The sequence below is a fragment of the Affinundibacterium fentianense genome, assembly GCF_018139545.1.
Classification (GTDB): Bacteria; Pseudomonadota; Gammaproteobacteria; order Burkholderiales; family Burkholderiaceae_D; genus Undibacterium; species Undibacterium fentianense.
Genome location: NZ_JAGSPJ010000003.1, coordinates 416439 through 441549 on the forward strand (window position 1 = coordinate 416439; position 25111 = coordinate 441549).

At 45.7% G+C, this 25111-nt stretch carries 20 protein-coding genes; 8 read left to right on the forward strand and 12 right to left on the reverse strand.

Going from position 1 to position 25111, the window contains the following annotated elements:
- The first annotated feature begins 9 nt into the window (after positions 1–9).
- A complete protein-coding gene (locus KDM90_RS09575) occupies positions 10–432 on the forward strand; it encodes an integration host factor subunit alpha (RefSeq protein WP_212675457.1) in 423 nt (140 codons plus the stop codon).
- 21 nt (positions 433–453) lie between these two features.
- Positions 454–816 carry a MerR family transcriptional regulator gene (locus KDM90_RS09580; RefSeq protein ID WP_212675365.1) on the forward strand — a complete coding sequence of 121 codons (363 nt, stop codon included), beginning with the start codon at positions 454–456 and terminating at the stop codon, positions 814–816.
- Positions 817–985: 169 nt separating this feature from the next.
- On the opposite strand, the gene KDM90_RS09585 is transcribed toward KDM90_RS09580, so the two are convergent.
- Positions 986–1993 carry a CapA family protein gene (locus KDM90_RS09585; protein ID WP_212675366.1) on the reverse strand — a complete coding sequence of 336 codons (1008 nt, stop codon included), beginning with the start codon at positions 1991–1993 and terminating at the stop codon, positions 986–988.
- Positions 1990–2436: a hypothetical protein gene (locus KDM90_RS09590; protein WP_212675367.1), complete on the reverse strand. Its 447-nt coding sequence runs from the start codon at positions 2434–2436 to the stop codon at positions 1990–1992. The genes KDM90_RS09585 and KDM90_RS09590 overlap by 4 nt, the downstream gene beginning before the upstream one ends.
- Positions 2437–2750: 314 nt before the next feature.
- Between KDM90_RS09590 and KDM90_RS09595 the strand changes: the two genes are divergently transcribed.
- Positions 2751–2954, forward strand: coding sequence for a cold-shock protein (locus tag KDM90_RS09595; RefSeq protein ID WP_186916917.1), 204 nt, complete (start codon positions 2751–2753; stop codon positions 2952–2954).
- Between the two features lie 247 nt (positions 2955–3201).
- Entirely contained in the window at positions 3202–4917 is a 1716-nt protein-coding gene (locus tag KDM90_RS18300; RefSeq protein ID WP_212675368.1) for a methyl-accepting chemotaxis protein, read from the forward strand.
- A gap of 87 nt (positions 4918–5004) precedes the next feature.
- Here the strand turns inward: KDM90_RS18300 and KDM90_RS09605 are convergent, their stop codons facing one another.
- Positions 5005–5913 carry a LysR family transcriptional regulator gene (locus KDM90_RS09605; protein ID WP_212675369.1) on the reverse strand — a complete coding sequence of 303 codons (909 nt, stop codon included), beginning with the start codon at positions 5911–5913 and terminating at the stop codon, positions 5005–5007.
- Positions 5914–6304: 391 nt separating this feature from the next.
- Here KDM90_RS09605 and aceB point away from each other — a divergent pair, with 391 nt between their 5' ends.
- Entirely contained in the window at positions 6305–7891 is a 1587-nt protein-coding gene (aceB, locus tag KDM90_RS09610; RefSeq protein ID WP_212675370.1) for a malate synthase A, read from the forward strand.
- A gap of 205 nt (positions 7892–8096) precedes the next feature.
- A complete protein-coding gene (locus KDM90_RS09615) occupies positions 8097–8762 on the forward strand; it encodes a TylF/MycF/NovP-related O-methyltransferase (protein WP_212675371.1) in 666 nt (221 codons plus the stop codon).
- A gap of 94 nt (positions 8763–8856) precedes the next feature.
- Here the strand turns inward: KDM90_RS09615 and KDM90_RS09620 are convergent, their stop codons facing one another.
- Together KDM90_RS09620 and argA are read right to left on the reverse strand one after the other, a co-directional pair.
- Positions 8857–9129 (reverse strand): oxidative damage protection protein, encoded by a 273-nt coding sequence (locus KDM90_RS09620; RefSeq protein WP_189346622.1) that lies wholly within the window; start codon positions 9127–9129, stop codon positions 8857–8859.
- Positions 9130–9220: 91 nt separating this feature from the next.
- Positions 9221–10531: an amino-acid N-acetyltransferase gene (gene argA / locus KDM90_RS09625; protein ID WP_212675372.1), complete on the reverse strand. Its 1311-nt coding sequence runs from the start codon at positions 10529–10531 to the stop codon at positions 9221–9223.
- A 24-nt stretch (positions 10532–10555) separates the two neighbouring features.
- On the opposite strand from argA, the gene hrpA reads away from it, so the two are divergent.
- Together hrpA and KDM90_RS09635 are read left to right on the forward strand one after the other, a co-directional pair.
- On the forward strand, positions 10556–14689 hold the full coding sequence (gene hrpA, locus KDM90_RS09630) for an ATP-dependent RNA helicase HrpA (RefSeq protein ID WP_230409707.1): 4134 nt from the start codon (positions 10556–10558) through the stop codon (positions 14687–14689).
- A 128-nt stretch (positions 14690–14817) separates the two neighbouring features.
- The gene (locus KDM90_RS09635) at positions 14818–15123 is read left to right on the forward strand and encodes a hypothetical protein (protein WP_212675373.1); all 306 of its coding nucleotides are present in this window, start codon (positions 14818–14820) and stop codon (positions 15121–15123) included.
- A 177-nt stretch (positions 15124–15300) separates the two neighbouring features.
- On the opposite strand, the gene KDM90_RS09640 is transcribed toward KDM90_RS09635, so the two are convergent.
- The 7 genes from KDM90_RS09640 to KDM90_RS09670 all read right to left on the reverse strand — a co-directional run bounded on the left by KDM90_RS09640 (position 15301) and on the right by KDM90_RS09670 (position 24951).
- Positions 15301–15576, reverse strand: a complete 276-nt coding sequence (locus KDM90_RS09640) for a hypothetical protein (RefSeq protein WP_212675374.1) — start codon at positions 15574–15576, stop codon at positions 15301–15303.
- 589 nt (positions 15577–16165) lie between these two features.
- A complete protein-coding gene (locus KDM90_RS09645; RefSeq protein ID WP_212675375.1) occupies positions 16166–17200 on the reverse strand; it encodes a cytochrome d ubiquinol oxidase subunit II in 1035 nt (344 codons plus the stop codon).
- A 3-nt stretch (positions 17201–17203) separates the two neighbouring features.
- On the reverse strand, positions 17204–18595 hold the full coding sequence (locus KDM90_RS09650; protein WP_212675376.1) for a cytochrome ubiquinol oxidase subunit I: 1392 nt from the start codon (positions 18593–18595) through the stop codon (positions 17204–17206).
- 47 nt (positions 18596–18642) lie between these two features.
- Positions 18643–19212 (reverse strand): GbsR/MarR family transcriptional regulator, encoded by a 570-nt coding sequence (locus KDM90_RS09655; protein ID WP_212675377.1) that lies wholly within the window; start codon positions 19210–19212, stop codon positions 18643–18645.
- A gap of 391 nt (positions 19213–19603) precedes the next feature.
- Positions 19604–23212 carry a two-component regulator propeller domain-containing protein gene (locus tag KDM90_RS09660; RefSeq protein ID WP_212675378.1) on the reverse strand — a complete coding sequence of 1203 codons (3609 nt, stop codon included), beginning with the start codon at positions 23210–23212 and terminating at the stop codon, positions 19604–19606.
- Positions 23213–23575: 363 nt separating this feature from the next.
- Positions 23576–24166 (reverse strand): SAM-dependent methyltransferase, encoded by a 591-nt coding sequence (locus KDM90_RS09665; RefSeq protein ID WP_212675379.1) that lies wholly within the window; start codon positions 24164–24166, stop codon positions 23576–23578.
- A 125-nt stretch (positions 24167–24291) separates the two neighbouring features.
- Positions 24292–24951, reverse strand: coding sequence for a DUF6882 domain-containing protein (locus KDM90_RS09670; RefSeq protein ID WP_212675380.1), 660 nt, complete (start codon positions 24949–24951; stop codon positions 24292–24294).
- Positions 24952–25111 lie beyond the last annotated feature (160 nt).

Genomic DNA, 25111 nt, shown 5'->3' on the forward strand with positions numbered 1-25111 from the left:
TCGATGACGATGAATGACGTAACATCTGCAGATCTTCATACTTTGTTGGACGAAGATTTGAAACGAGCTGTGCGCGAGTCGCAGGCACGTTCAAAAGCAGAAAAGGATTTACCGACCTTAACTAAAGCGGAACTTGCGGAACTATTGTTTGAGCAAGTCGGCTTAAATAAGCGTGAAGCGAAGGATATGGTCGAGACCTTTTTTGGAGAGATTCGCGATGCACTTGAGCGAGGTGCTGAAGTTAAACTCTCAGGATTTGGTAATTTTCAATTGCGGGATAAGCCGCAAAGACCTGGTCGAAATCCAAAAACTGGGGAGGAGATTCCTATCACCGCTCGTCGTGTCGTCACTTTTCATGCGAGTCAAAAACTAAAAGCGATGGTGGATGATCTACATTCATCAAACGTCTATCAGCATTCTGTCGTCGCATAACTTCTTTAAAGTGACTTCATTATGGAAACTCTTGTTTTGCCTCCTATTCCAGCAAAGCGTTATTTCACTATTGGCGAAGTGAGTGATTTGTGCGGAGTTAAACCACATGTGCTGCGGTATTGGGAGCAGGAATTTGCACAGCTAAAGCCGGTAAAACGGCGCGGCAATCGTCGCTACTATCAGCATCACGAAGTGTTGTTAATTCGTCGAATTCGCGAGCTCTTATATGAGCAAGGATTTACGATAAACGGAGCACGAAATAAATTAAATAATCAAGTGACACATGACGAGATCGACATCGGTGAAAGCAATGTAGTCGCCCCATTTAGCTATACCCAAATTCGATCAGAGTTACAATCTCTACTTAGTCTATTGAAAATTTAGACTACCCTCGTTGTCGTAAGATTGGATAGTTTAAAATGCGACGGTGGATGAAGTAAAAGATTGAAATTTCAAGGGGCGCTTATGCTAAAAACGCTTTGCTCCCTTGAAAAAGACTTGGTGCTATCACTTTAGATGATGTCGGGATTTCTCTCAAATTTGGCGATGTATATTACTGAAGTGTATTGCACATTTCGATCGAGTCGCCTTTCTTATTCCAACAAGGACTAGGTTTTTTCATTAATGGGTGAGGAATGCCCTCCGAGTTAATTTTCGCAACTCGGGTGTCCCAAGCGTGTACTCCATGTTGATTGATACGTAAGCGGACCGCCCATCCTAACGTTTGTGCTTCATTGTCAAGTGCATCCATCATAAAGTTCCCAATACTGTAAATAATGGGTTTACCTTTGTAGGTTTCAGTATCTTGGATGACGTGCGGATGTCCTCCAATAACCGCATCCGCGCCCGCATCAATCATTTTCCGTGCTAATTGTCGTTGGCGTTGATTGGCGACTTTTTCATTTTCCCAACCCCAATGCATAAAAGGAATGACGATATCCGCACGGAGCTGTGATTTCGCATTCCGAATGTCTGCAATAACTTGCTCATCTTCGCTCCAAGCCACGCCTGGTTTGTTTGTATTGGCTTCGAAACTGCGAGGCATGAATTCGTCATATCCCAGAAGCGCAATTCTTAAACCATTTTTCTCAATAATGTGTGGTCGATGGGCGTCACGTAAATTGCGTCCCCCTCCGAAATAAGAAAGGTCGTGTTGCTCTAAGATCGATAGCATTTCATTGAATGCATCCGGCCCAAAATCACCGGAATGGTTGTTCGCAATTGAGACAGCATCAAAGTATTTTTTTAGAATTGGGACGACACGGGGATGTGCTCTAAACGTAAAATTTTTTTCTGATGCTCGCCCACTTGTCGCGATTACACATTCCAGATTACCGATGCGAATATCTGCAGCGGCAAAGATGGACTTAAAGTGGTCGAATGGATCATTGCCCTGTGCGATTGTTTTTCCAGGCAGGTCATCGAGCACCATATCACCGACGAAAAGAATACTAATTTCCTTTGACTGAGGTGTTGCCTGAATTGGCGAAGAAAGGCTAAATACGCTGCAAGAAAGTAGTAATCGGGCTGTGTATCTGAAAACGATAGTTAGAAAATTCATTTGCGAGACCATATTAAGAAGCATTGATATTGCATTTCACGTTCGACTTCTCCCGCATAAAGGTAGTTCATTGGCGTCAGCAGGGTTTTGCCTTTTTTTATTGGGAAAGGCTTAAGATACGTTGCTTGATGAATGGGGATGTCGAAATCACGACCTTGAAAATAGGCATATAACTTAATGTAGTCGATATTTCCCAATTTGCCGTGCATCAGCGCTTTGAAACTAAAGCGACCACCAATGTCATGGATAGGTTCGTCGTAAAGGTTCTCAGTGAGTTTGACCTGAACTACTTCGGTGCTTCCTGCATAGCTGACATGGCACTCAAGGATGGGCGTTTCTTGAGCCTGCGTTTCGTACGGTATGAAAAAAGCTTGAATCGAAAAAAGTAAGAGAAAAATTAGATTGCGGTATTTCAATAACTTAACAGGGCGGTCTCTGCGCATAGTGGTTTTCTAAAAATAAATGTAAGAATGAATGTGAATGAATGCGTTTTAAGACGATATTTTTGTTTGGAGTTCGGATCAAAATAATAAGTTCTCGTATTGTCGAAGATTTGTTTAAAAAACAGGCAAAATCGTTTAAAACACCACGAAAAACTCTACTTTCGATTTAAAATTTACTTTCTTACGAAATTGTGCGTATAATCGGGGCTATCGTTGAGATTCTAGGTAGTAGTGCAGTATCAGTCTGTCATTTCTTGCTTGGTTGAAACGATTTATCGGGCACATGCCCACATTAACTGAAATAGGAAATTGTAATGGCAACAGGTATTGTAAAATGGTTTAATGATTCTAAAGGTTTTGGTTTCATTACTCCTGACGAAGGCGGCGAAGATTTGTTCGCACATTTCTCAGCAATCGTTTCTCAAGGCTTTAAGTCTTTGAAAGAAAACCAACGTGTTTCTTTCGACGTAACTACAGGCCCTAAAGGCAAACAAGCATCAAACATCCAAGCAATCTAATTTGATTTCTTGCATGGCTTGCTAAAGTCGCAGAAAAAAGCCCGATCGATGATCGGGCTTTTTTTTTGTTGCATTCCTATTCAAAATTGATACTTTAAATTGAGTTTCAGCAATATTCCTTTTCGATTAGACTAAAGATATCTATACTTGGCTTATGTTAAATCAAAGTTGATTTTCGGCAACTAAAGTAATCTATCATCGGTTAGAACAAAATCCTCATTCGCGAGGAACTCAATGGAGATAAGTTATGTTGAATGTAACGATTAAGTTCAGATTGATTGCAACCATGCTCACGATGGCTGTCATGCTCATTATTGGTGGAGCGATGGGAGCATTTGGTGTACGTAACAGTAATGCGGTGAATGCAGAGCTTTATGCCAATCAACTGCCTTCATTGGAAGCGCTAGCAACGTCACGCGTTGCACTACTGCGCGCACGTGTTTTGTTGGATCGTGTGATTGCCCATCCTGAGTTACCCAATACAGCCGAAACGATCAAACGAATTGAAGAGTACGAGCTTGATTCTGAAAAAGGTTGGAAAAAATATTTGGCATTGCCTATGGACCCCGGTGAAGAAAAAACTTTATCTAACGAAGTGCAAACTTTACGGGACAAATTCGTAAAGGATGCCTTCCTGCCTACGCTAGCTGCCGTCAAAGCGGGAAATAAAGAAGAGGCTGATCGCCTCAATTCAACGGTTCTTCCTGGAATGTATGAAGCTTTTTCTTCGAAGATTGTGAAGTTAGATGCGATCCAATTTGCAAGCGCTGAAAATATGCTAAAGGAAAGTCAAAAGGCGTTCAAAACCTTTGTTTGGATTGATGTAATTGGTGTCGCGGGTGGCTTGATTGCGGTATTTATTTCAGCCTACTTCTTGTTGGCGGCTATTTCACATCCTTTGCATTTTGTCCTGCAACAATTTGAAGCGATTGGAAATGGTGATTTGTCCATGCAGATCAAAGCAAGGTCAAACGATGAAATGGGACAATTGTTAACTGGTTTGGAGAACATGCGTCAGAATCTGGTGCAAACCGTCACCGTCGTTCGGCAAGGCAGTTCTTCTATCGCGGTGTCGTCTGAGGAAATTGCGAGTGGCAATATGGATTTGTCTTCGCGCACCGAAAATCAAGCTGCTAGCTTAGAGGAAACGGCTTCGTCAATGGAAGAGCTAACCTCAACTGTTCAACAAAATGCTGATAATGCGCGTCAAGCCAACACGTTGGCATTGAAGGCATCGGGTGTTGCGAGTAAAGGTGGTCAGGTTGTCGGTGACGTTGTGCATACGATGAATTCGATTAAAGATAGTTCGAAAAAAATCGTCGACATTATTGGTGTCATTGATGGCATCGCATTCCAAACGAATATTTTGGCCTTGAATGCAGCCGTGGAAGCTGCGCGTGCAGGTGAGCAAGGGCGTGGGTTTGCTGTCGTCGCGTCCGAGGTTCGTAGTTTGGCCCAGCGTTCCGCAAGCGCTGCAAAAGAAATCAAAGAATTAATTAATGATTCCGTGAACAAAGTCGACGCTGGTTCGAAATTGGTTGACGATGCTGGTCAAACGATGGATGAAATTGTCGTGTCGATTAAAGGGGTGGCGGATATCATGGCAGAGATTACCGCGGCCAGCGTGGAACAAAGTGACGGCATCGCACAAGTCAATATTGCGATTTCCAAAATGGATGAAGCGGTGCAACAGAACGCAGCTTTGGTAGAAGAAGCAGCTGCGGCGGCAGGTAGTATGCAAGAACAAGCAAATAATTTGAATCAAGCTGTGAGCATCTTTAAGTTAAATGCGAATGACCGATCACATCAGCAGCAACACGAGTCTGCGATTGTGAAAGCCGCCCCAGCTAGAAAACAGGCAACGAGAAAGGCAGCGGTCAAGTCATTGCCTCATACGCAGCCGAAGTCTGCAGATAAAGCGAGTAAACAAGAATCGTCTGAGCAGGATTGGGAAGAGTTCTAATTTATCCGTAAGTAGTTACGTACAAAAAAAGCGACCGGTGGTCGCTTTTTTTTGTGGAGAATGATGAAATCGCATTGCCTGTTTTGTTCAAATCTTGTGTTGCCAATAATTGGGTTTACTATAGGCAGCACGTAAAAAGTCTACAAACGCGCGGATTCGTAAAGGCAAATGGCGGCGCTGTGCAAAAATCGCATAGATGTCATTCCCTGGTGCATTGTATTCATCAAGCACAGTGACGAGTTTTCCGGCCTCGATTTCACTGCCCACTTCCCACATGGATCGCCATGCTAAGCCCTTACCTGAGAGCGCCCAGTCATGCAATACGGCACCATCATTACAGACCATATTGCCTTCGACCTTACGGAGAACATTCTTACCGTTTTCTTTGAAGGTCCAGCCGCGTTGGCTGCCATCGCTGCTGAATGTGAGGCAATTGTGAAAATGCAAGTCGTCCAATGTTCTGGGGCGGCCATGACGTTGAATGTATTCTGGTGATGCAACGACCACTCGTTTATTGTCGGCAAGTTTAACGCCTATTAAATTAGAATCGGTCAATGTGGCGATTCGAATTGCCACATCAACACCTTCGCCGATCAGGTCAACCACTCTATCGTTGAGGTTTAAAGTGAGTTTGACCTCTTTATGTTCGGCTAAAAACGCTGGGATCAGTGGCGCGACATGCTGACGTCCAAAACCAGCGGGAGCGGAGATCGTTAATTGGCCACTGGCCTTTGCGCTGCGTTCTGAGACAGACGTTTCCGCTTCTTCCAATTCGGCGAGAATGCGTTGGCAATCTTCCAAAAACGCCGCACCTTCAATGGTTAACGCGATTTTTCTTGTGGTGCGTTGTAAAAGTTTAACGTCGAGCCTTTCCTCTAAAGCATCAAGTCGTCTCCCTATCATCGCTGGCGCGACGCCCTCGGCACGTGCTGCGGCCGACAAACTTCCCCGTGTCGCAACTTCTGCGAAAGTTGAAATTTGTTTGAATTGATCCATGTCCCTATCTCCAGTGAGTTTTTTTTTATTTGATGTCGAATCTTGCGTGCATTGAGATCAGTTGTTATTCGACTGAAAACCAATATCTCTAAGTCTTTTTACAAATAGTAGCAATAAAACAGATTTAATTTGTTATTTGTGACTAAAAATTAAAAATACTGTGATAAAACGAAACATTATGTATGCAAGAATGTTGAATATACTTGGATTCAACTATTCAATTGAATCTTTATTGCCTCTATTTTTTTGTTTTTTTTAAATGAAATTGAATTATTTGACTGAAACAATCAAATCTACTGCGTAAAAACGATAACTCGTCAAAATTTGTGCGGTGCGGTGATTGAACCTATTTTTTATTACTTTTTGATGTATTTTTTTGGATGAGGTTACGATGACACACATAATAGTTCCTGATGGGATGCAAATCACCGGCGAGATTACGCCAGAATTTGCGCAAATTTTGACACCCGACGCACTTAATTTAGTTTTGAAATTGAGTCGTGCATTTGAATCACGACGCCAAGATTTGTTGGAGTTGCGTCGTAGTCGCGCTGCGCGTATGGACGCAGGCGAACGTCCTGATTTCTTAGCAGAAACGGCACACATTCGAGAAGGTAATTGGCACATTGCGCCATTGCCAAAAGCACTTGAATGTCGACGTGTAGAAATCACTGGCCCGGTCGAGCGCAAAATGATTATCAATGCCTTGAATTCTGGCGCAGATAGCTACATGACGGATTTTGAAGATTCGAATACACCGAATTGGCATAATCAAATGGCTGGACAAATTAACTTGCGCGATGCGGTGCGGCGTTCGATTCGCCTTGAACAAAATGGTAAAACTTACCAATTAAATGAAAAGATCGCTACCCTCGTGGTTCGTCCACGTGGTTGGCACCTCGATGAGAAACATGTATTGGTCGATGGAAAACGTATTTCTGGCGGGATCTTTGATTTTGCATTGTTCATGTTTCACAATGCGAAAGAGCAAATAGCACGCGGTGCCGGTCCTTTCTTTTATTTGCCAAAAATGGAGTCGCATTTAGAAGCCCGCCTTTGGAACGAAATCTTTGTGATGACACAGGATGAGCTCGGCTTGGCACAGGGCACGATTAAGGCCACAGTCCTGATCGAAACAATCGTCGCGGCATTTGAGATGGATGAAATCCTGTATGAACTACGCGAGCATAGTTCTGGACTGAATGCGGGACGCTGGGACTACATTTTTTCTTGCATAAAGAAATTTAAAAATGATGCTGATTTCTGCTTAGCTGATCGCGCTAAAGTGACGATGACGGCACCGTTTATGCGTTCCTATGCCTTGTTACTGCTGAAAACCTGTCACAAGCGACAGGCTCCAGCTATCGGCGGAATGGCGGCTTTGATTCCAATTAAGAATGATCCCGAGAAAAATGAGATTGCGATGGCGGGTGTTCGGAATGACAAGGCACGCGATGCAACAGATGGCTATGACGGCGGGTGGGTTGCCCATCCCGGTCTCGTTGAGCTCGCGATGACTGAATTTAAGAAAGTCTTGGGCGATGCACCAAATCAAATCGGAAAGCAACGCCCCGACGTCGTGGTGGCTGCGCAAGATCTGTTGAATTTTCAGCCTGAGACGCCTATTACTGAAGCGGGATTGCGATATAACATCAATGTCGGTATTCATTATTTAGGGGCGTGGTTGGCTGGAAATGGTTGTGTACCGATTCATAACTTAATGGAAGATGCTGCAACTGCCGAGATAAGTCGCTCACAGGTTTGGCAATGGATACGCTCTTCAAAAGGTGTGTTGGAAGACGGCCGTAAAATTACGGTAGAAATGGTTCGATCGATGACACAAGAAGAACTGTTAAAAGTAAGACACTCGGTTGGCGAAGGCGAGACCTACGTGCGCGCGGCACAAATTTTCGAAGAGATGTCGACCTCGACCGAATTCGCAGAATTTTTGACCTTACCGCTGTATGAGGAAATTTGATTCTTAGTCATTGATCGTTTGCGAAGTATCGGTAAATCGGCTTCGCAAGCTTGAATTAAATTTTTTATGCAAAGAGTAAAGATGGAGAATCTTTACTCTTTTTATTTTGCACCTTGGTTGGTCTATTGACTCTTTAGTGTGATAATTGCTCAATACAATTTTTTTATTGCACTTCGATTTACGAACAATCTTTTGGAGCAGCTAGATGACCGAAGCTAAAACTATTCCGGATCAAGAATTTTATCGTCCCGTGTTTTCTCCTTGGCTGGGCTATGGTGAGTTTCGCCAGTATTACTTGAAAGCCAGACCTGCTACATTAGTCTCTCCCGATCGCTGCTGGATGCTCTATTCACTGTGTAAGCAAGCTTTGATGCTTGAAGGTGAGTTGTGGGAATGTGGTGTGTTTCGAGGCGGCACGGCGGCGATGTTTGCGCAAATCATTGCAGATAAAGCCCCTTATAAAAAACTTCGATTATTTGACACATTTGAAGGTATGCCAGAGACGAATGCTGAACGTGATATTCATCAAAGTGGCGATTTTAAAGAGACAAGTTTGGAAGCAGTAAAATCGTTTGTTGGAAATGGCGCGGTGACTCACTATCATCAAGGATTTATTCCGGACACGTTTGTAGGCTTAGAACATTCAACAATTGCGCTTGCTCACATCGACGTTGATATTTGGCAGTCTATTTTGGATTGTTGTGAGTTTATTTTTCCTCGATTGGTACCAGGAGGATTCATGATTTTTGATGATTATGGATTTCATACTTGCCCTGGTGCGCGTGCTGCGGTTGACCTGTTCTTCAAGAATCGAGAAATCGTACCTTTGGTTTTACCGACTGGGCAGGCAATCGTATTCAAAAGTCGTTAGTGGCTTTGACGCGAAGCACGATGAATGCAACACCATCGTCGCGAAAAAAAAGCGAGCCAAATGCTCGCTTTTTTTCTTGGTGATATTACTAAGCTTATTCAGATGGTGGCACATAGCCTTGGGCAGCATCTGCGCCGTCACCAAAGAAATGTTTCTCCATTTGTGTCGCCAAATACTTGCGAGCTCGTGTGTCAGCGAGATTTAAACGATTCTCATTGACCAACATCGTTTGGTGTTTTAACCAGGCAGCCCACGCTTCTTTGGAAACATTCTCAAAAATCTTTTTACCCAATTCACCTGGATAAGTTGGAAAGTCTAAGCCTTCAGCTTCTTTATCTAATTTAATGCAGTGGACCATGCGGGCCATAATGGGAACTCCTTGAATAATTCAAAATCTAGGGTGAAATCTCGCAAGTATCGATTATACGTTTGAAATCGGATTTAAGTACGGCACGGCACTAGAGCTGCTTGATTAAAACCAAGGATTTACGTTGCCAGTTGTACATTTTCTGTCTATCTTTCGGCAAGTCATCCACGCTCGCTTGTACGAATCCGCGTTTTAAAAACCAATGTGCGGTACGAGTTGTTAATACAAACAAAGAGTGGAATCCAGCACGACGGGCGCGTTTCTCCATGTGTTTCAAAATACGTTCGCCATCGCCTTGGCTTTGTACGTCGGGATTCACCGTGAGACAGGCCATTTCGCCCATTTTGTCGAAAGGGAAGGGGTATAACGCGGCGCAGCCAAAGATCACGCCATCATGCTCAATGACGGAGAAATAATTGATTTCACGCTCGATTAATTCACGACCGCGTTTGACTAAGGTACCATCGGCTTCAAGTGGTTCGATCAACTTAATGATGCCACCCACATCTTCAATCGTCGCTTCGCGCAAGCTTTCGAGGTTTTCGGTAGAAACCATGGTACCGACGCCATCATGTGTGAACAATTCAAGCAGGGCGGAGCCATCAATCTTATAAGGCACGATGTGAATACGTGGTACTCCGCCACGCGAGGCTTTGACCGCATGTTCGAGATAAAAGCTAGCGTCAGAAGCTAAGTATTTCTTCTCAAGTTCTGCTTCCGCTTGTTTATACGATAATTCACGAATTTCATCACCGTCTTGATCGACCATCATCGGCGTTTCGGAGATAAAGATAAGTTTGTCCGCACGCAAAGCCGTTGCTGCCGAGACTGCAACATCTTCCATCGTCAAATTAAAAGCTTCACCTGTCGGAGAGAATCCTAGTGGCGACAATAACACCAGACTACCAGCATCCAAGATACGGTCTATCGTGTCATAAGCGACTTTACGGGTTGTTCCCGTCAGCTGAAAATCAACCCCGTCGACGATCCCGATCGGTTTGGCCGTAACAAAATTACCAGAAATAATCCGTATCGCCGCGTGTGCCATCGGCGTATTTGGCAAACCTTGGCTGAATGCCGCCTCAATATCTAAGCGCAATTCGCCCGCAGCTTCTTTTGAGCACTCAAGCGCAGCGGTATCAGTAATTCGTATGCCGTTATGAAAACGGCCTTCGACATTACGCAGTGCCAACTGCTCGGCGACCTGTGGACGTGAGCCATGTACGATCACGATTTTGATCCCGAGAGCATGCAGTAGCGACAAATCCTGTGCCAAAACGGGCAGGGCGCCAGCCACCACAAGTTCTCCCGGAAAGGCAACCACGAAGGTCTTTCCACGGAAGGCATGAATATACGGTGCGACCGAGCGCAGCCAATGAACGAATTGAACAGAATTTTCCATGGACGGATTATAATCGCGTCCGCTATGTCTGATAATAAAACTCCCCAAAAATCACCAAAAAAAATGCCTGCAGACTTGAAGGCTTTGCGTGATAGCCTGCGTCAAGCGGCACAACAACAAGTCAAACCCGCTGGATTTCCTAAAAAGGATAAGCAAGCCAAGCCTGCGGCACACCAAAGTTATTCAGGAAGTGGTGCTAAAAACACTAGTCAATCAGAAAATTCCTTGCCGCGGCCAGCCACGCATAAGCATCAGCAAGCGAAGTCGGCACCAGCAAAAAAGACAGAGACTCGACCAGAGCCCAGTCTGCCATTTCGTAATCCACCGCCGGTAATTACCTATCCAGAAGAATTACCTGTCTCGGGCAGACGTGACGAAATCGCCGAAGCGCTTAAAAAACATCAAGTCATCATCGTTTGCGGCGAAACGGGTTCGGGTAAAACCACGCAGTTGCCGAAGATTTGCTTGGAGTTGGGGCGCGGACAAAAGGGGTTGATCGGACATACGCAACCGCGTCGTATCGCGGCATCATCGACTGCGAAACGCATCGCGCAGGAACTCAATTCACCGATAGGCGAGCATGTCGGGTTTAAAGTCCGATTCACCGATACTCTGACCAAGGGAGCATCCGTCAAGCTGATGACCGATGGTATCTTGTTGGCAGAAACCCAGACCGATCCACTGTTACGTCAATACGACACCATCATCATCGATGAAGCGCATGAGCGTAGTTTGAATATCGATTTCTTGCTTGGCTATCTCAAACAAATTCTGCCCAAGCGTCGTGATCTCAAAGTCATCATTACTTCAGCGACGATCGATGCGCAACGCTTCGCCAATCATTTTGGTGAGCATGGCAAAGCCGCGCCTGTGATTGAAGTATCAGGACGTTTGTATCCAGTGGAAGTGCGCTATCGTCCGATCCAAGCCGATGAAAAAGATAAAGAACGTGATCTAATGGTGGCGATCACCGATGCGGTCGATGAATTATGTCGATTAGGCTCGGGTGATGTTTTGGTGTTTTTGCCGGGTGAACGTGAAATCCGCGATGCCGCCGAAGCGCTGCGTAAACACCATCCACCGCATGTAGAAATACTACCTTTGTTTGCCCGACTGTCGGCACAAGAACAAGAGCGTGTATTCAAGATTTCCAATGCGCGTCGTATCGTGTTAGCGACCAACGTGGCAGAAACCTCGCTGACCGTGCCGGGCATACGCTATGTGGTCGATGCAGGTTTGGCACGCGTCAAACGTTATAGCTATCGTAATAAAGTCGAACAACTACAAGTCGAAGCGATTGCTCAATCGGCAGCCAATCAGCGCGCGGGTCGTTGCGGTCGTGTGGCTGCAGGTGTGTGTATTCGACTGTATGACGAGCAAGAGTTTAAACAGCGTGCCGCGTTCACCGAACCCGAAATTTTGCGTTCGTCCTTGGCATCTGTCATTTTGCGAATGAAGTCTTTACGCTTGACGGATGTTGAAACTTTCCCATTCATCGAACCACCTTTGGGGCGTGCAATCGCCGATGGTTACCAACTCTTGCAAGAGTTGGGCGCGATGGATGACAGCAATCAGTTAACGGCGGTGGGTAAAGAGCTCGCCAAGTTGCCACTAGATCCACGCGTAGGTCGCATGATTTTGGCGGCACGTGATAATCAAGCTTTGAGCGAAGTTTTGATTATTGCAGCGGCTTTATCGGTACAAGATCCGCGTGATCGCCCGATGGATGCACAAAGCGCAGCCGATCTAGCGCACAAAAAATTTGCGGATGAAAAGTCAGAGTTCACGTCCTATCTCAAAATCTGGAAGTGGTTTGAAGACTCGATTGAACACAAAAAAACCAATCGTCAATTACAAGACAATTGCCGCAGCAATTTCTTAAGCCAAATGCGATTGCGTGAATGGCGCGAAGTGCATTCACAATTGCTGACTATCGTCAAAGAGCAGGGCTGGCGCGTGAATGAAGCACCTGCCACTTACGAGCAATTACACCTCTCCTTGTTGACGGGTTTGCTAGGCAATATTGGTTTTAAATCGGAAGAAGACGCACATTACTTAGGCGCGCGCGGCATCAAGTTTTATGTGTGGCCAGGTTCTTACTTGGCAAAAAAAGCCGGTAAATGGATCATGGCTGCTGAATTAGTCGATACCACACGTTTGTACGGTCGCTGCCTCGCACAGATACAACCAGAATGGTTAGAAAAAGTCGGTGGGCATTTACTCAAAAAATCTTACGGTGAACCACGTTGGGAAAAACGTACAGGGCAAGTTTCAGGCTTTGAACGCGCGACTTTGTATGGCTTAGTCGTATACAGCCAACGACGCATACAGTATGGCTTAACGCATCCCAAAGAAGCCCGTGAGATTTTTATTCGCGATGCGCTAGTCGAAGGCGATTTCGATACGCGCGCGCCATTCTTAGCCTTCAATCAAAAACTGATACGTGAGATTGAAAATATCGAGCACAAATCACGTCGACAAGACGTGTTAGTCGATGATCATTTAATCGCAGCGTTTTACGACAAACATTTACCTGCCGATGTCTACAACGCGGTCTTGTTTGAGCAATGGTATAAGGAAGCGACCAAGGGCAATCCTAAATTACTCTACTTGAATAAAGACGAGTTGATGCGGCATGAAGCGGCGGGCATTACCACCGACTTCTTCCCTAAACTGATGCAAGTTTCCGGTGTGGGTTTGCAACTGTCGTATCACTTCGAGCCGGGTAGTCCGCGTGATGGTGTGACACTTTGGATTCCTCTGTTCTCCTTAAATCAAGTTTCCGCCGAGCGTTGCGAATGGCTAGTGCCGGGCATGCTCAAAGAAAAAGTGCAGCTACTACTTAAATCACTGCCACAAAAAATCCGTCGTCATTGCGTTCCATTGCCGGATTACGCAGCAGGATTTTGTGAACGCAATGAATTCGGTAAAGGCAATTTCTTAGAAACCTTGATCGCCGATATTCGCGAACAAAAAGGCCTGCAATGCTTGAGCACGGATTTTAAATTTGAACAATTGCCCGCGCATCTGACGATGAATTTCAAAATCATCGATGAACACGGACGCCAATTAGAAATGGGACGCAACCTCGCCACGCTACGCGCCGAATTCGGCTCACAAGCGCGTGAGAGTTTTCAAAAGATTGCCAGTGCTGACAAATTAGCCTTGTTAGATAACTCTAAATCCGCAGCAACCGAATCCTTAGTTAACCGTCATTCCCGCGAAAGCGGGAATCCAGTGTCGTCAAGCTCGACAAAATCCGCTACCGCAACAAAATCCGTAGCCCCAGCAATCCAACAAGAAAACCTAAAGGAAAACCTAAGCGCATGGACCTTCGACGAACTGCCAGAGCTACTCGAAGTCCAACAAGGCAAACAAACCTTAATCGGCTACCCCGCCTTAGTCGATAAACAAACGCATTGCCACATCGAAGTCTTCGATGACCCCGATGAAGCTGCACGCGTACATCACGTGGGCTTACGGCGTTTGTTCGCCTTGCAGATGAGAGAGCAAGTTAAGTTCTTAGAAAAAAATATCCCAGGCTTGCAGCAAATGGGCATGCAATTTATGTCGCTAGGTTCACAAGAAGAGTTGCGCGAACAAATCGTCACGACCGCCTTAGATCGCGCTTTCATGCAATCGCCATTGCCGAAAAATTCTGGCGAGTTCAATAAGCGCCGTGATGAAGGCAAAGCGAGATTGAATTTATTAGCCAACGAAATCGCGCGTTTAGCAGGCTTAATTTTGGCGGAATATTACAGCCTACCGAAGAAGCTACAAGGTCTCAAAGCTCACGCGCAAGCGGCCGCTGATATGCAACAACAATTGCAAAGCCTAGTTACCAAACGCTTCATCGCCGAAGTCGATTTTGCCCAGTTAGCGCATTATCCACGTTACCTCAAAGCGATCACGGTACGCATGGACAAACTCCGCGTCGATCCTGCACGTGATGCGAAGTTGATGGCGGAGTGGAATATCGTCGCGCAGCCATGGCAACGTACGCCGCGTCGATCCGGTGTGGATGCGGATCCTAAGTTGATTGAGTTTCGTTGGTTGTTAGAGGAGTTGCGAGTGTCTTTGTTTGCACAGGAGTTGAAGACGCCTATGCCTGTGTCGGTTAAGAGATTGCAGAAGGTTTGGGAGAGTTTGTTGCGGTAGGATTTTTTAGTTCTTTGATGAGGATCTTGTTTTGCGTGAGTGAGGTTACGATTGTTAAACTTTTTTATTCATGTCGGACAGATTCATTTGCATTCTTCTCCTTTTAAATTTAAATAAGGAATTTATAAGTGTTGCTAAAAATTCCCTCAGCTATCTATGGAAATAAAGTCATTGAGTACGCTGAATTGCCGATGAAAATTTTGCCCCTCGGGTATGTTTTTCCGAAAAACGGCCAAGCTCCACTTCAGTCGACTGATCTCGTTGTCATTGCAGTTAGTGTGGATGCTCATGATGATTCAGTATATTGGGTTAGTTGCTTAAATGATCAACAGGAAGTTATTACTGGCGAGATGTACTATACCGTTGAATCTGCTCGAAACTTTCTTGAAGCTGAGTATGGTGTTAAGGATGTGAAATGGATCAAAGTGTTGTAGGGCGGGTGAAACCCACGCCGTAAGAGCATTTAAAACATCGCGACGGTAATTTGATACTGGAACAAATTTTAGAATATTAAGGTGAGCAGTTTTTTCCCCACGCGGAAACAGCCAATTTTATTCGCGATCGAGTCACCGATCTTTATCCATATATTTACCCGTAAACGCGCTCATCGTTCACAGGTCGGTGGTAGACCGACAGCTACTTACTTTCTTTGCTTCGCCAAAGAAAGTAAGCAAAGAAAGGCGACCACGCTGCCACTGGCCTTCGGCTTCCCAATTGAGCAAGACAAAAAATGGGAAAGCTTCGAAACTCGCCTTCGGCTCAAACAACGAAGCTTTCTTTATCCATTTTTTGTCCTGCACAATTGGCAGTGTCAGAAGTGGATGAACGTCAAAAGCAACGGCAACTTCAAAACAATCAGAATCAATGGTCGTATATTTTTCGAACATCAGTTGTGGGTCGTTGTTTTTGACTTTGACCTACCCCCGTTTGAGACGATGTAATTTGTGCCTGACAGAAAATGGATAAGAAAGTGTTGTTGTTTGAGGTTAAGCAGGGGTTTCGATGTGCATGCACATCGCCTGCGTACGGTCTTAGCTTGCAAGCGAAGATGCACCCTGCAAGGGTAGCGAGTTTTAACACTTTCCCATTTTTTGTGACGCACAAATTATGCTGAAGCGTAGCCTAAGCACCCGAGGGGAGATTGACGGGGTTTCGCAAAGCATGCTTTGCGCCATCAATCTCTAAGCTGCTTGCAAGCAGCGCAGTGGAGACTCTACGGGCGCCTTTTTTGGATTACCTTTTTTGGCGAAGCAAAAAAGGTAATTGGCTGTCGGGCCATCCCCGACCTGTAGACGTCAAAAAATGTGAATATGTAATTTCGACGTATATGTTCAATTCACTCAAATATTGAAGGCTTAAACAACCTCCTAGTAACTCAAGCACCCTTATTCCCAACCCTTCTCCCGTTTACGGGAGAAGGGAGCTTAGCTTTAACTTGACCTTCGACCCATTCAAGCTCACGAGAGAAGAACGCTCTCAATACTCCAACAGCGTCGCCTTACCCCAAAATATCCGATAAGCCATCACCGTGTAAGCAATGATGACGGGAAGCACGATACATGCGCCGACGAAAATAATCATCAAAGATTCTGGTGCGCTTGCGGCTTCCCAGATGGTGATTTTGTCGATGATGAGGTAGGGGAATAAGCTGTATGCCAAGCCGTGAAATGCCAAGAAAAATATTCCCACGGTGCTGGCGAATGGTGTCCAAATCCAGCGTTGGTTCGCTTGTACTAACTGCGCGGGTAGGCGTTTTAAGATTCTATCGATCCACCAAAATAAAATGGCAGTGATCATTGGGATAGGGAATAGCAATATAAAGTTAGGAAAGCTAAACCACTTTTCCGCAATGCTGGGGCTGGCGAACGGCGTGACGATGGAGATGGTGGCAATGCCGACGCCAGCTAACCATAAACTGCGTCTTGCCCAAGTTGCTGCTTTGATTTGTAGTTGCCCTTCTGATTTCATCAGTAGCCATGTTGCACCTAATAGGCAATAAGCAGCCATTAGGCATAGGCCAATTAAACTTGCGAAGGCATAGCTCCAAGTGCTGGTTTGAAATCCCACTACCAACATGCCCAACATAAAGCCCTGAGAAAAGGCGGCGAGGATGGAGCCGATATGAAAGGCGCGGTTCCATGCTGGCTTATTTTGTGCGTGGGCTTTTACTCGAAAATCGAAAGCGACTCCGCGTAAAATTAATCCTAACAACATGATCGCGACTGGAAAATATAGCGCGCCTAGTATTTGTCCATGTGCTGTCGGAAATGCGACCAATAGAATGCCGACGCCTAATACCAACCAAGTTTCGTTCGCATCCCAGAAGGGGCCGATGGAGGCGATCATGATGTCTTTTTCCGCATCATTCGCATTGCGCATCAAGATGCCGACGCCGAGATCGTAACCATCTAAAATCACGTAGGCCAACATCGCTAAGCCCATGACGACCAGAAAGGCGAGTGGTAGCCAACCTGCGGCTTGGGATAAATCTGGGTAGAGTGGGGTGATCATGTTTTACGCTCTAATTGTAGTGGTGAATGTTGGCGTTGTTGGTGTCGATACGGTCGCTGTACTGCCGTTAGACTCCGTGCGATCTGCTTTACGAGCTAGATAGAAGACGACGGAGATGTACGAAATAATCAAAAAAATATATAACGTTAAATACATTACTAGCGAACTCGCTAGCATAGGGACAGGCACCTTGGCCGCCGCCTCGGCAGTGGTGAGCACACCTTGCACCAAATATGGTTGACGGCCAATCTCGGTGGTGTACCAACCTGCCAGTAACGCAATCCAACCGGAAAAACTCATTGCAACTAAAGAGCGTGAGACGAATGCTGGTAAAGCTGGTTTGTGCCAAACAAACCAGCAAGCCAGCCAAGATATCGCCAGCATTAGCAAGCCAATACCGACCATGATGCGAAGCGCGAAAAAGACGGGTGCGACAGGTGGATGCTTGCCGACAAAATCATTGAGTCCTTTGAGTTCTCCATTGAGGTCGTGCGTGAGATAAAGCGAGGCTAGTTTTGGGATCGCAATTTCAGCTTTATTCACACGATTTTTTTGATCGGGAATCGCGAACAGGACTGCGGGGGCACCTTGCTGGGTTTCCCAAATTCCTTCCATCGCAGCGATTTTTGCTGGTTGATGTTGTAAGGTGTTCAGTCCATGTAAATCACCAACGAGGATTTGCAAAGGGATCAATACCGCCGCTAATGTGACACCGGTTTTAATACCAATCTGAATGTCGTCACTGCGTCCGCCACGTACATAGCGATAAGCACTAATACCTGCAATTAAAAATGCGACGGTTAAACCGGATGCCAGCATCATGTGCGTAAAGCGATAGGGCATCGATGGATTGAAAATAATCTGTAACCAGCTGGTTGCATGCGCTTGGCCATTGATCATCTCAAAGCCGACTGGTGTATGCATCCATGAATTTAAGGCGATGATCCAAAACACGGAGAGCGTGGTACCGCTAGCGACCAAGACCGTGGCGATGGTGTGGAGTCGATCTCCCACCCGCTTTTGGCCGAACAACATAATGCCAAGAAAAGTCGCTTCTAAGAAAAATGCTGTCAAAATTTCATAGGCGAGGAGTGGTCCGGCGATGTTGCCAACGGTTTCCATAAAACCCGGCCAGTTGGTACCAAATTGAAAGCTCATGGTGATGCCACTGACCACGCCTAACGCAAAACTGAGGGCGAAAATTTTCACCCAAAAGTAGTAAGCGCGTTGCCAATGTTCTGCCTTGGTCCGGTTATAGCGCCATTTGAAAAACACCAGTACCCAGCCAAGTGCGATGCTGATGCTGGGGAATAGAATGTGAAAGCTGATATTCGCTGCGAACTGAATGCGCGCTAACAGCATGGGGTCGAAAGTGCTTGCAAGTTCTGCTGACATGATGGGTTCTCTTCTTCTCTTCTTCTCTTGAAATAGCGAACTAGCGATTAATTTTTTGATTTACCGTCAAGACGTAGTCGATCCGTAAACTCAATCAACTTGACGACCTTGGAGCCCATTTTCATCAAGGTTTGTAGTGTCTCTGGTGAGAGTTTTTCGACGTCGTCAAACCACGCGCTAGTGAGTTCGATTAAGTCATGCATTTGTTGAATGCGTTCTAGCGCATATTTTTCACCATCCTTCGCATCCTCTTTCGCATCGTTTTTAAGTAAGGCTTCGCGCAGCATGGATAAGGTTGGCTCTACTTCGCGGCGGCGGCGCTCTTCCACTAAGTTGCGGAAAATTTCCCACACATCTTTGGGGGCTTCAAAAAATTCGCGGCGTTCGCCGGGGATGTGCACCAACTTCACTAAGCGCCAAGCTTGTAGTTCTTTCAGACTCATCCCGACATTTGAACGAGAAAAGGTTAATTGCTCGGCGATTTCATCGGCACACAGTGGTTTTTCGCTGAGAAAAATGAGTGCATAGATTTGCCCAACCGTGCGATTAATGCCCCAACGACTGCCCATTTCACCGAAATGCGAGATGAATTTTTCTTTGGTCGGACTGATGCTCATGATTTATTCCTTTTCCGTAGTTCCAGTAATATTTGAATTTCCAGTATTTTCAGGAAATATAGCACGATTATTTTTTTCGCGTTTTTTTCGCCTGATTTTGAAATGTCGCTTGTTTTCGAGATATTGCGCCGCAAGATTTAGCGCTGCGCAATGGGACGCATGGTATGTGATGGACGTCGCCGAAAGCGGTCTAGATGTAGCACGAGCTTAGCATTGGCCTCGGTACGCAACAAATTGAGATTGAGCGGAAATGAGTGGTATTAAGTGGAAACCGAATCAGACGCTGAGATCGTTTAGATGGTGCCGCGATTCTTTTCTCATCCAACCGATGTTGTCTCGATGAATCGTGTCTCAATAGCATTGTTCCACTACCCTGCTAAAAATCGTGGGGTCAGTCCGGCAGAATTTCATGTCCGAGAAATTCGATATAAAAGATGGTACCTCCTTCAGGATTCGTATCAAATCCGATTTCTCCATCCATTCTTTCGACCATCTCTTTTGCGATCGCGAGTCCGAGACCCGTGCCCTCTTTAGCACGGGTATCTGATGCATCCGCCTGAGAGAATTTCTGAAAAATGCGCTCTTTAAACTCTGCTGAAATGCCAGGTCCACGGTCGATGACTTGGATTCGAACTCGATTTGATGCGAGGAGTTGGGCTTCAATACGGACGGCTTGATCTTGCGGTGAATATTTGCAGGCATTTGACATTAAATTCGCCATCACTTGCGCAAAGCGATCCGGATCCACTCGCAAAGCCAAATTGGGGAGCGAACCTGTAATCTTGACTTCGACACCTAATTTTTGCGCGAATGCTTGATTCGATTCGATTGCGTCGCCAATGAGCTTATTCAATGGCACGCGTTGGAAATTAAAGTCCATCATATTGGCTTCGATTTTTTGCATATCGAGTAAATCATTGATGAGGCGGCCGAGCCGCTCAGCATTATTTAACGCAATTTGTCCTAGTTTTTCAGCTGCGGGTGGGAGCGTACCTGCGACACCGCCGACTAAAAGCCCAAGACCGCCTCGAATCGCGGTGAGCGGTGTGCGCAATTCATGGCTAACCGTCGAAACAAATTGGGTCTTCATTTTTTCGACGCGCTTTTGTTCTGTGACGTCGCGGACAATCAGGATAAATTTTCTTTGTCCAGCATCGGCAAATTCACTGATAGACAATTCAGCAAAAAAGGGCCGACCGTCAACCCGCAATTGTTGGACTTCCATTTCGCCGTGGCCTTTTTCGGCAAATTCGGGACTGCGAATACAAAGTGCTAAGCGCTCACTCAAATCTTCATTACATAGCTTGGCATATGGCATTCCCGCTATTTCTTCAGACGACCATCCAAATAGCTCGAGGCCTGCACGATTGCAGGTTTCAAGTGTCCAATATTCATCTGTGGTTAAAATCGCATCGGCCGCATTTTGTAAAATTGCTTGCATCCGACGTGCATTGTCGCGGTTTAATTGTTGCTGCGCCAATAACTCCTGCAAACGCGCCGCTACCAAGGTTTCAAGGCGAAGTTGGTCACGGGTTAAATGTCCAATACGCCAACGATAAATGAAAAACAGCAAAGCGGCAGCGGCAATAAACAAGAACCATTTAAACCATGTTGTTTGCCAGTATTTGGGGGGGATTGCGATACGCAGACTAGCGACCTCTTCGCTCCAGATTCCGTGATTATTTGTTGCCTTGACCAAAAACGTATACTCACCAGGATTGAGATTGGTATAGGTTGCGTTTCGGTGATCCGCGTCAGCTTCTACCCATTCACGATCAAAACCGTCTAAGCGATAGGCATAACGGTTGAGCGCAGGATCTGTAAAATGTAAGGCAGCAAATTCTAATGAAAACACGGATTCTTGTTCCGTGATTGTTAACTCACGCGGCGCCGTTACGGATCCCACCAATCGGACGCCACTAGGTAAATTTGCACTCCTGAGAGAACGATTAAATACGCTGATGTCGGTGATGGCAATTTGGGGAGGGCTAGAGTTCGAATTCACGAGAGTTGGATCGACAATTGTGAATCCTTTGGTGCCGCCAAAATAAAGTTTGCCTTCACGATCGCGATAGGATGCACCCGCAAAATTGTCGGACATACCATCGCTGGCAGTATAGCGTTTGGCTTTACCGGTTTCAGGATTAAATTGAATGAGACCATCTACCGTGGCGAGCCAGAGTTGACCACTGAGGTCGCTCTCGATCGCCACAATTTTGGCGGTTCCAACACTTCCCGCATCCGTGAAATGTTTGAATTCGATTTTACCTGTCGGTGTGGTAATAATTTCGTTCAGTCCATTGGTAGCACCGACCCAAATTCGACCTTTTGCATCTTCGTGAAGCGAGGAAATATTGTCAGCGCTAATGCTGCTACTGTCGTCGGAGCGATGGCGGAAATGGACAAATTTCCCGGTTTTTTGATCCAGTAAATCTAAGCCGCCTCCGACCCATTCGGCACCAGCCCAGACTCTCCCTCGGCTATCTTGTAGTATCGTTGTAGTGCCTTTGGCACTGCGGCTATCCGGATTTTTCGGGTCAGGAGTAAATTTTGTGTGAGTGTTAGTTTGACTATCAAATCGGATCAAACTATTTCCCGTACCTAGCCAGAGTATTCCCTCATCGCCCGGTGCGATAACATTAATATAGTCTTCGGCAATTGCCCCAAAGTGGAATACGGTAAAGGTATCATCAGGGTTGAGTCGATCTAGTCCCAATGATGTTCCCACCCATACCGTGCCATTTTTTGTTCGGTATAGACTATAAGCCAGATCGTTGCTTAAGGAACCGGGGCGATTTTTATCTGCGCGAAAGCGTTTTTTGACAGTGCCGTCGACCAAGCTGAAAAGCGCTAAACCATTATTGCCGGTTAGCCAAAGTTCTTGTGACGGCGTTCCCACAATACGTCCTATTGAATTATTCGGGCGTGGATTATCGCTATCTGCATCAAACGGTATGACACGTTTAAAGCCCTTGCTATTTAAGTTCGTTAAGGCAATCCCATCGGTAAGTGTTGCTACCCAAAGCATTCCACCGCGATCATGTAAAACGGCACGTACATCGTCGGAGGGCAAACTGTAAGGATCAATAGGCTGTTTGACGAATTGGACAAAACGTGATTGTTTTTGATCCCAACGTAATAGCCCAGCAGATAGGGTGGCTGCCCAAATTGTGCCATCTCGGTCTGCATAAATGGCGTTGACTCGACTATTGGGACTGTCAACACGCTGTCGTGTTGTCCAATCTTGTTTGGTGTCCCAACGCACCAGACCATTCTCAGTACCGATCCACATGACTTTATCTGCACCTAGATAAAGCGAACGAACAATGTTTAGTTTTGAATCCGGTGAGACATCGTCATCAATGCGGAAGTGTCGGAAACTAGTTGAGCCGGGTGCCAAATAATCGATTCCAGCTGGCCAGGTTCCCGACCAAACTCCCCCTTCAGCATCGACAGCGATAGCATTGAGGTCATTGCTCCCGAGACTATCTGGTCGGGCAGGGTCGTGGGTGTAAAGCGTGAATTTTGCCTGGCGTGGATCAAAATGTTGCAAACCACCCCAAGTCGCTAACCAAAACCCTGTTTTACCATCGGAGATGATTGCTTTGATAATACGCTGGTTTTGCGTACCGGAACTTGGTTCAAAGCGAGTGAAATTATTGGATTGCGGATTGAAGAGCGCTAGGCCATTTTGTGTACCTGCCCAAATTTGTCCGTCTTTATCCTCATACAGTGCTGATATACGATCGTGCGGCAAACTTGTCTTGTCATTTGCTTGACTTTGGTACTTTTCACTTTGGTAGCCGTTAAAACGATAGAGCCCAGCATTGTTTGTCCCTATCCAGATAAAACCTTGCTTATCTTGCAATAGTGAAAGGCTAGAAAGTTGGTCAACTCCCAGGGATGATAAACGCTGGAACCGTAATTCCGAACCAGCTGCTGCAGAGGCAAATGACGGAAAAATGCCAAATGCAATGATTAGCCATAGGAATAACTGCACAAGAGAGTGTTTGAACTTGAGAGCTAACGTCAAGATAGTATGCAACGGTTCACCTGAAATGAAAAAGCGTCAGGTAAGGATACTGACGATTTATCAGTCAACTTTGCCAAGTGGGTTGCCGACTGTCAATAGATTTCCCACCTTGCCAGTGTCATGCTTTGAGACCGGTAGCGAAAAACGCTTTTTTTACAACAGCAGATGATGGATCTAAGTCGATTTCCCTCGTTCATGACTCGTCTATGTTGTTCGATTGACTTGTCCAAGTTCATGCCAAGCACTGTATTAGTATGTCGATAACGACTTACTCTTCAGATCAAGCCACGACTCATTTCGAATGATTTTATTCAAGGTACTGGACTATTTTTAAGACGATTTTGAAATTGAAGCGGATAAATTGGTCGGTGGTGCGTCACCTGCTAACACGCCTGTACCGCCCGACAATCCTTCACCTTGCCGAATCAAATAGTCAGTACGCTCATAAACGTTTTGACAGCCTGTTTCCGAAATCAGTGCTTTGACAATAGGGACTTTCCATGCATCAACCCCCGCTGCTTGAAATTGACAGGACAAGAATCCCGCTCCGAGCGCGTGGAATTCGACGACGAGTCCAGGTAGACCGTCTTCCTCACCATTCACGAGTCTCTGGGGTTTTCCTGCGGTATTCTGCAAAGGAAGATTTTTATGCAAGGCGATATGGATGCGACGCTTAAACATTGCATGGTCAACCGCTTCATGTTCGTCGAAAGTCCAAACCCGAGCGCGAATTTGTGACTTGGGGCTCCAACCAGCGCGTGCCAAAAATTCACCCTTGGAAGATCGAACGAGGCAAGTAGCACCAGACTTTATTCTTTCATGAAATTTTCCATCGACACGCTCAATCGCGGATAAATAGATCCATGGATTGCCTGCTTTTAATGAGGTCTCTTTGCCTTGCTTAATCGTAATCGTGAGCATAGTGAGTAATGATATGAATACATTGCAAGCAATGCAAAGTAAATCTTGCGTCAGTGCAAAATGACCAAAGAAATAAAAGAACTAAGGCCGGCCAATCGGAATTGATTGGCCGAATTTAATCAAGGCTACTTCCAATGCAAGTTGCGTCGAACATTTGCCCAATGGCTTCCTGCTGACCTATCAATTGCTGCTTTTGTTGGGTTGTCAGGTGGCGCAATTGGAAGGGAGTTTGCTTTGTTTAATTGCCGCTCTGCCTGTTCTCTTATACCATCGATATGGATTTCGTCGGTGGTCATAAAAATGTAACGACTGCCGACTCTCCCTCTGTAAATACTGTACGCACCCGTTAGTTTTCGCGTGACGGCCGCAAATTGCCATGCATCTTCCATCGTACATTGGACAACTTTATTTTGGAACATTGGGTGTTTTTGGGCGCGCCCCCAGTGACGGGCGATCGTTGCATGTTCCCTTAGCGATGGCGGGATTTTGGTTTGCGCCCAGCCCCAAGCAAAGCTATTATCAATCTCATTATAAATACCAATTGTTTGAAAGTGGCTAGTACCAGTTCTCGCCCCATGAAATTGAAATACGATGACGCCAGCTTCTAGATCCGCAGTCCAAGCCTTTTCTTTTCCATAGCGCCAATTTGCTGCGTGTTCTGCTTGTTGTGCAAGCATTTCATCATTTGCAGTATCAATAAAAGCTTGTGCCTGCTCAGAGATGGTTTTCTTTGTTGAAGGGACGCTGCCGAATAATTGAAGCAAAAAAGTCTTGATCTTGTTCATGATTGATGACAAAAAACCTAGTCAAATCAAAAACTTACATTGGCTAAGGATTTATTTGGATAAGCTCCCATTATACCAGCAGCCTTAAGCAATGCACACCACTCGCCTGAGCGAGTGGATCTCATCTTTCATGTGTTTAGCCATGCGATGTTTGATCGCT